General features: G+C 50.0%; 8 protein-coding genes. 4 read left to right on the top strand and 4 right to left on the bottom strand.

Annotated elements, in window-relative coordinates:
• Window positions 1–375: 375 nt before the first annotated feature.
• The 3 genes from RMO27_RS04535 to RMO27_RS04525 form a co-directional block, all read right to left on the bottom strand.
• Window positions 376–1704, bottom strand: coding sequence for a hemolysin family protein (locus RMO27_RS04535; RefSeq protein ID WP_309729590.1), 1329 nt, complete (start codon window positions 1702–1704; stop codon window positions 376–378).
• 60 nt (window positions 1705–1764) lie between these two features.
• Complete coding sequence (locus RMO27_RS04530) at window positions 1765–2568, bottom strand: WecB/TagA/CpsF family glycosyltransferase (RefSeq protein WP_309729587.1); 804 nt, start codon at window positions 2566–2568, stop codon at window positions 1765–1767.
• Between the two features lie 235 nt (window positions 2569–2803).
• Entirely contained in the window at window positions 2804–3064 is a 261-nt protein-coding gene (locus RMO27_RS04525; protein ID WP_309729584.1) for a hypothetical protein, read from the bottom strand.
• A gap of 240 nt (window positions 3065–3304) precedes the next feature.
• Here RMO27_RS04525 and RMO27_RS04520 point away from each other — a divergent pair, with 240 nt between their 5' ends.
• Together RMO27_RS04520 and RMO27_RS04515 are read left to right on the top strand one after the other, a co-directional pair.
• On the top strand, window positions 3305–4561 hold the full coding sequence (locus tag RMO27_RS04520) for an inorganic phosphate transporter (protein WP_396133610.1): 1257 nt from the start codon (window positions 3305–3307) through the stop codon (window positions 4559–4561).
• Window positions 4562–4726: 165 nt separating this feature from the next.
• Entirely contained in the window at window positions 4727–5710 is a 984-nt protein-coding gene (locus RMO27_RS04515; RefSeq protein WP_309729577.1) for an aldo/keto reductase, read from the top strand.
• 23 nt (window positions 5711–5733) lie between these two features.
• Here RMO27_RS04515 and RMO27_RS04510 read toward each other — a convergent pair whose 3' ends face one another.
• Window positions 5734–6657 carry an isoaspartyl peptidase/L-asparaginase family protein gene (locus tag RMO27_RS04510; protein ID WP_309729573.1) on the bottom strand — a complete coding sequence of 308 codons (924 nt, stop codon included), beginning with the start codon at window positions 6655–6657 and terminating at the stop codon, window positions 5734–5736.
• A 114-nt stretch (window positions 6658–6771) separates the two neighbouring features.
• Between RMO27_RS04510 and RMO27_RS04505 the strand changes: the two genes are divergently transcribed.
• On the top strand, window positions 6772–7026 hold the full coding sequence (locus RMO27_RS04505) for a type II toxin-antitoxin system prevent-host-death family antitoxin (protein WP_309729569.1): 255 nt from the start codon (window positions 6772–6774) through the stop codon (window positions 7024–7026).
• Window positions 7019–7321 (top strand): Txe/YoeB family addiction module toxin, encoded by a 303-nt coding sequence (locus RMO27_RS04500; RefSeq protein WP_309729566.1) that lies wholly within the window; start codon window positions 7019–7021, stop codon window positions 7319–7321. Before RMO27_RS04505 ends, RMO27_RS04500 begins: the two co-directional genes overlap by 8 nt.
• Window positions 7322–7328: the final 7 nt, after the last annotated feature.

Raw genomic sequence — 7328 nt, 5'->3', positions numbered from 1 at the left:
TTAACTTCAGTTCTGGTTAAGGATTTTTGATCGAGAAACCCCACTCACAGATCGATTCCCATTGCGGAGCTAATGCGAAGCGCGCCCCGTTGCCCACAAACCAACCCTTGTGCAGGGGAGTTTGAGGGGCGGCACTCCGCTGTCTTGACCCAAACGCACGCTGAGGGAACCTCAGCGCGATTTGGGTCGCTCCTCAACGGGGGGACTGGGGGTCGCAACCCCCAGATCCGGGTTCTGTCCCCACTAGAAAAATCGTAACCAACCAGTTCTCATCATTTACCGCTCAGCTTAGTACAAGTTCGGCTAGGGCAATTCATGAATTACCCCTACCTGAATTTTGCGATCTGTTCGCGATCGATTAACCTAAATTTTCAGTTAATTACGATCGACTTGATCGAGGATTTCATCGATCGGTTCAGACGATTTGACCAAGATTTTATCGACTCTTTTGCCATCCATATCAACAATTTCAAAGCGCAGTTGTCGCCATTCAAAATATTCGCCCGAAATTGGAATTTTACCCAGTTGCATGATCGCAAAACCGCCGAGAGTATGGTAGTTACCGCGATCAATCGCACTTTCGGGAATATCAAATTGTTCGAGTAATTCCTCGATCGACAACATCCCATCCAAGAGCCACGAACCATCCTCGCGCTGGATGATTTGGGGTTCTTCGGGTTCTTCATTAAAGTCGGTAATATCACCAAAAATCTCTTCAAAGAGATCGTGCATAGTCACTAAACCTTGGATCACGCCATACTCATCTACCACCATCGCGATATGGGTGCCAAATTTCTTAAATTGTTCGAGGACTTTGAGTCCGCGCGTACTTTCAGGGATAAATAGGGGTTGACTCAAGGAGGCAGTGAGATTGATTTCTTCACCTTGGAGGGTTTGGGAGAGTAGATCGGCAACATGTACCACTCCCAAGACGCGATCAAGTTCGCCTTCACAGACTGGCAACCGCGAATAGTCACTATCGATAATTTTTTGGCGGGTAATCCCCACGCGATCGTTGATATCGATCCAGGTAATATCGGGACGTGGGGTCATCAGTGCGCCGATTTTGAGATCGCCTAAACTCAGCACACCTTCGACCATATCCTGCTCGGATTCTTCAAACATCCCCGTCTCGGTACCTTGTTCGATCATCACTTTGATCTCTTCTTCAGTCACTTCTGGACGTTCGGTGCGCCTGATCCCAAAGAGCTTGACCACAAAGTTGGTCGATCTGCTCAACATGAAGATCAGCGGTGTCGAGAGCCGTGCCAGCAGATCGATCGGTCTGGCGACAAAGCTGGCAATTTTTTCGGGACTATTGAGCGCGATCTGCTTGGGTACCAGCTCGGCGATGACGATCGTCAGATAGGTAATCGTGGCGATCGCGATAATCGCGGCGATCGGTTCGCTATATTGACGTGGCAGCAATTGCTCTAACTGTGGTGCGAGTAGCCGCGAAATCGCACTTTCCCCCCGCGCCCCAGATAAAATCGCCATTAACGTAATCCCCACTTGGACGGTAGGCAAAAAGCGATCGGGGGACATCGCCAAGTCTAGAGCGACTTCCGCGCGACGATCGCCGTGATTTGCCAATTGCTGCAATCTGACTTTCCGTGCTGAGACGATCGCCATCTCTGACATCACAAATACACCATTGAGTACGATCAGCACAGAAACTAGCAATAATTCCGCAGGTAGGGACATGAAATCAAGAATGAAGTGTCTTAAATACTGTCTTCTAGTGTACTTGCTTCCGGTGGAAATCTAATTAGGCGGGAGTTGCTGCTTACCCCAGATTTTTTCGGCGATCGCTAAAATCGCAAACTTAGGTAATGCTAAGGCGCGCCGCCAGCGGCTGGGTTCTTGGGCGATCCGATACATCCATTCTAGATCGAGATCGCGGATGTATTGGGGGGCGCGATTTTTGACGCCAGACCAGACATCGAAACTACCGCCAACACCGATCCAGATCGCTTGGGGACACAGATGAAAGTTATCCCGAATCCAAATCTCTTGTCGGGGCATTCCCAAGGCTACAAGAATGATTTTTGGCTGAGTGACTTGGATTTGGTGTAAAAGCTTCTCTTTCGCTTCCGCATCGATATAACCATGCTCGACACCGACAATTTGCAGATCGGGGAACTCAGTTTGCCATTTTTGGGCTGCTTGCTTGACAATCTGAGGTTTACCACCGTAGAAAAAAACTGGGTAATTGTGTTCTGGTTGCGCTGCCAACCGGATCAGATCTTCGCCCAGATCGATACCAGCATAACGAGGTTGCTCGACCCCGTGCAATCGCAAAGCCATAATAATCCCCGAACCATCTGGGGTGACTAGGTCGGCATGTTGAATGATATCGGCTAATTCGGTGTCATGCCCAGCCTGAATCACGATTTCGGCATTCATTGTCACGACATGAGTACCAATCCCCCGTTTGAGCCTGTCGATCAGCCACGGCACATATTCAGCCGCGAGGTGAACTGGTTGACCCAAAATCTTAAATTGTGGCAACGGTGTAGAGGCGCGATCGAACATGGAATTGACAGAGTAGTTGAATGATGTGTTCATCGTCAGATAGCTATGGTTGTCGGGGTTAGCGATACTCTTGACACAGAGGCTACGCTAACGAGGTGGCTGCTGCTGTGTCGATCTTTTCTAGCGTTGGCTCAATCGCAATTATTGCTTACCCACTACCGATCGGATGTCGGCTAAAACTATTAATAATTGTCAGTTGGATGGGGTTGCTGCGGGTATTGTCTACTGGATTGAGTGAGCTGGCGATCCAAACTCGATCGAGAGATCGCTATTGAGTATCGTTTAATTGGGCTAACAACCATTCATCGACTGGTTGACCATCGGTGCGGTGGAGTTCGACAGCGATGGCCATGACTGCTCTAGAACCCACAGGTGCAGGTTTTTTGGTAAAGACAATCTCATAATCAGCAGGATTCTCATTGCGTTGTTTGAGCCAATCCTCGACCTTCGTTTTTGCAAATAAAGATTGACCACTCTCAAACAGGCGATTAATTTGGAGTTGGATACTATGAGGATTGTGTTGAGCCATGGGAATAATTGAATTGGTTTAAGAGTCAGTCTTGACTGAAGATTCGCCCGCTCGGTACGATTTTGAGACTATCGGCTGCACCAACCAGCTACAACGATGGACTGGTGAGGTTGCGCCGATCGAGCGGAACTAGCTCCCTGCTGCCGAGCTACCATCAAGCTTGCTGAAGATTATGTTACCACTGATCAAATTTAACCACATTTTTCATTGCTTAATTTTATCTATTCTGACACCATCTCGATGTTATTTATTGGATTTGTTTGTTGTCTGGCTCTGTATGTTGCCTGCAATCTCGGTGCCAATGATGTTGCTAACTCGATGGGTACATCGGTTGGCTCGAAAGCGATTACGATCGGCCAAGCAATCGTCATTGCTGGCATCATGGAATTTACTGGCGCGGTCTTATTCGGCCGCCAAGTATCGGCAACTTTGGCAACTAGTATTGCCAATCCCGATCTATTTATCACTCAGCCCCACACACTTTTACTGGGGATGATTGCCGTCCTGATTAGCTGTGGCTTGTGGTTGCAGATTGCCACGACGAGAAACTTACCAGTCGCTTCTTCTCACGCAGTCGTCGGTGCGATCGCCGGATTTAGTTGGGTTGCTGCTGGTGCTGAAGCGGTGCAATGGTCGGCACTCGGTACAATCTCGCTAGCCTGGGTGTTGACGCCCGTGTTTAGTGCGATCGTGGCTGCTGGTTTTTATCTGCTCATTAAATACTGGATTTTGGAACAGGACCAGCCACTAGCTCAACTCATCCAATGGCTGCCGTGGTTGTCGCTGACGCTCGTGAGCGTGTTTGGGGTCATTGTCTTGCCAACCGCGATCGACACCCTGCCCGCAGGCTTTTTACCCGCCGTACCGAGGCACAATTTTACTTTAGGATTGGGCAGTATCGCCGCGATCGCCATTACTCTCTGGGGCTGGCGCAAACTAGCAAGTGAGACTGTTACCGATCGATCTGCGGCTGAGAACGTGCAAGTGGTCGTCGAGCGACAATTAGCCCGCTTTCAGCTTTTGAGTGCCTGTTGTGTGGCTTTTGCCCACGGCTCCAACGATGTTGGCAATGCGATCGCGCCATTGGCGACAATTCTGTATATTCACCGTACTGGTACCGTTCCCCAATCGAGTTTGGAAATTCCCCTGTGGGTGCTGGTGCTGGGCGGTGTCGGGATTGTCGTCGGGTTGGCGATCTGGGGCAAACAAGTGATCGCCACGATCGGCGAAGGGATTATCAAACTCGAACCCAGTAGCGGATTTGCCGCCGAACTAGCCACCGCCGCCACAATTTTAATCGCTTCTAGTCAAGGCTTACCTGTCTCGACTTCCCACGCCTTAGTCGGTGCAGTCGTTGGTGTCGGCGTAGTCAAAAATTGGCGATCGCTCAGTCTCGATACCCTCAAATCGATCGCCCTCGCTTGGGTAGTCACAATTCCGATCGCTACTTTACTCAGTGCGGCGATCTTCACGCTGCTACGCTACTTTTTTCCTTAAAGCGGGAAACGACAGATACTAGTTAAGGCGATCGCTTGACTGGGGAATTTTGATTATCATCAAGGTAGAGACTAATCGATCTAGTCGAGCCAGCAATTAGTTGGAGATCGCTAATTTCGAGGCAACACCGAGCGCGGGTTGAATACTAATTTAGGAGCATGAATCATGAGATATCGCCGACTAGGACGCTCTGGCCTGCAAATTAGCGAACTATCGATCGGATCTTGGATTACTTATGGTAATCAGGTCGATGAAAGCGTCGCGATCGATACGCTATCAGCAGCTAAAGCTGCCGGAGTCAACTTCTTTGACAATGCCGAAGTTTACGCGGGCGGTCGATCGGAAACCCTGATGGGCAATGCGCTCAAGCAGCTCGGTTGGGCGCGGGAAGATTATATTATCTCCACCAAATTTTATTGGGGTATCGCCACTGGCCCCAATCGCAAGAATACCCTCAATCGGAAATATCTCCACCACGCGATCGACGGTTCGCTCAAACGTTTGCAATTGGACTGTATCGATCTGGTCTATTGCCATCGGCCCGATCCGCATACCCCGATCGAAGAAACGGTCTGGGCGATGCATGACATGATTCAGAGTGGTAAGGCTTTGTACTGGGGTACTTCCGAATGGTCGGCAGCAGAAATCGTCAGTGCTTGGCAGATTGCCGAGCGGCATCATCTCCACAAACCCGTCATGGAGCAACCCCAGTACAATTTGTTTCATCGGCAGCGAGTCGAAACGGAATACGCGCGGCTGTATGAGGATTTGGGATTGGGATTGACCACTTGGAGTCCGCTGGCTTCGGGCGTGCTGACGGGTAAATATGCCAATGGGATTCCAGCGGGGAGTCGATCGACCTTACCCGGTTATGAATGGTTGCAGCCACTAGTTACCAATAGCGAGTGGATTGCCGCGACCGAAAGATTGCGCCCGATTAGTCAGGAACTAGGTTGCACCCTGTCCCAATTGGCGATCGCCTGGTGTGCCAGCAATCCCCATGTCAGCACGGTAATTACTGGCGCGAGCAACAAAAATCAAGTCATCGAAAACATGAAAGCGATCGATCTGATTCCACGCCTTGATGCTGCGGTACTGCAACAAATAGAGCACGCAGTCGGTAAAGTTGATGCCGATGCTGCTGAATGAATAATCAATTCGAGGTGAATTTGCTAACCCAACTGACAGTATGTCTCGCCGCCCAACTCGATCCAACCGCGAATTAGACCGGAGGTAGACTGCGCTGCCGCACAGCGACCCGCTGCATCGATCACGATCGCGCCACCCTCACCATTGACCTTCGCGACCAAGTAATCGATGCCCGCCTGCGCCGCAGCTTGGGCATCCATGCCCCGAAATTGGACAAAATCAGAAATCGTCTTGGCAAACACCGTCCGCAGAAACTGCTCGCCATAGCCCGTTGCTGACACCGCACAGGTGTCATTGTCCGCAAATACCCCCGCACCGACGATCGGAGTATCGCCCACCCGTCCCCAGCGTTTATTAACCAATCCACCCGTCGATGTGGCGGCGGCGAGGTTGCCATGACTGTCCCGTGCCACCGCCCCAACGGTGCCGAGCTTCTGGGCAGGTTTAACCCGCTCGTGATCTAGCGTCATCCCCCCTGTCACCTTAACCTCTGCTAATTGTTTAATCCGCGCCTCAGTGATGAAGTACTCATCAGGATAAAGCTCGATCTGACAAAATTTCGCGAATTCTAACGCCCCATCACTTGCTAATAATACGTGTTCGCCTCGATCGAGTACTTGCCGCGCTAGGGAAATCGGATTTTTGATATTCTTAACACAAGCCACCGCCCCCGCCCGCAGATCGCTGCCATTCATCAGTGCCGCATCCATTTCGACTTTGCCATCGGCATTCAGCACCGAGCCACAACCAGCATTGTAAAGCCTATCGTCTTCAAGTAAAGTGACGCAATATTCCACCACATCCAAGGCACTATCACCCCGCTCTAAGCGTGCGCGACCCTTTTCCAAAATTGCGGTGATACTCTGTTTGAATTCGACTTCGGTAGCTTCGTATTTGAGATCCTCTAGCGCACCAGCACCGCCATGAATCATTAGGGAATAGGACATAAGTTAGGGGTTAGGAGATAGGGAATAGAGTGCTGTTGTTCTTTGGCGGAGCCTTTCTGAGCGAAAATCGAACGTCACCGACTATACTTGTACCAGTAATTGTACGAGTATAACATGAAAGTTGTATCCTTCAGTGAAGCCAGAAGTAACCTCAAAACAGTCCTCGATCGAGTGGTTGCAGATGCAGATTATACGATCGTGACTAGACGCGATGCTGATGACGTGGTGGTGATGTCGCTAGAATCTTTTAATAGTCTGATGGAGACAGTGCATTTATTAAAGTCTCCTGCGAATGCGGCTCATTTAGATCGATCAATCTCCCAATTCAAGCAAGGAAAAGCCGTAGTGCGAGACTTGCTAGATGACTAGGAAACTAGCTTGGACAGATGAAGCTTGGGATAGTTATATCTATTGGCAAGGGCAGGATAAAAAGACGCTCAAAAGAATCAACAAACTCATTGAAGCGACAATACGCGAACCATTTGAGGGTATCGGAAAGCCAGAACCTTTACGTGAGAATTTAACGGGGTTTTGGTCGCGGCGAATTGACGAGACAAATCGGTTAGTTTATGCAGTGGAGGATGAGTATTTGATTATCATTTTGAATACCGCCGTGGGGTTGGAAACCCCCGCTAGTGATGCAAAGTCCGCCTACGCGGACTGAATTTCTT

The organism is Chamaesiphon sp. OTE_75_metabat_556 (assembly GCF_031378165.1).
GTDB lineage: Bacteria > Cyanobacteriota > Cyanobacteriia > Cyanobacteriales > Chamaesiphonaceae > Chamaesiphon.
Note: the sequence above shows the minus strand (reverse complement) of the source record. Positions and strands in the feature narration are given on the sequence as shown.

What these genes read in the sequence shown, in the direction of transcription:
- RMO27_RS04535 (WP_309729590.1), bottom strand. Translation starts at nt 1,704, where the DNA reads ATGTCCCTACCTGCGGAATTATTGCTAGTTTCTGTGCTGATCGTACTC.
- RMO27_RS04530 (WP_309729587.1), bottom strand. Translation starts at nt 2,568, where the DNA reads ATGAACACATCATTCAACTACTCTGTCAATTCCATGTTCGATCGCGCC.
- RMO27_RS04525 (WP_309729584.1), bottom strand. Translation starts at nt 3,064, where the DNA reads ATGGCTCAACACAATCCTCATAGTATCCAACTCCAAATTAATCGCCTG.
- RMO27_RS04520 (WP_396133610.1), top strand. Translation starts at nt 3,305, where the DNA reads ATGTTATTTATTGGATTTGTTTGTTGTCTGGCTCTGTATGTTGCCTGC.
- RMO27_RS04515 (WP_309729577.1), top strand. Translation starts at nt 4,727, where the DNA reads ATGAGATATCGCCGACTAGGACGCTCTGGCCTGCAAATTAGCGAACTA.
- RMO27_RS04510 (WP_309729573.1), bottom strand. Translation starts at nt 6,657, where the DNA reads ATGTCCTATTCCCTAATGATTCATGGCGGTGCTGGTGCGCTAGAGGAT.
- RMO27_RS04505 (WP_309729569.1), top strand. Translation starts at nt 6,772, where the DNA reads ATGAAAGTTGTATCCTTCAGTGAAGCCAGAAGTAACCTCAAAACAGTC.
- RMO27_RS04500 (WP_309729566.1), top strand. Translation starts at nt 7,019, where the DNA reads ATGACTAGGAAACTAGCTTGGACAGATGAAGCTTGGGATAGTTATATC.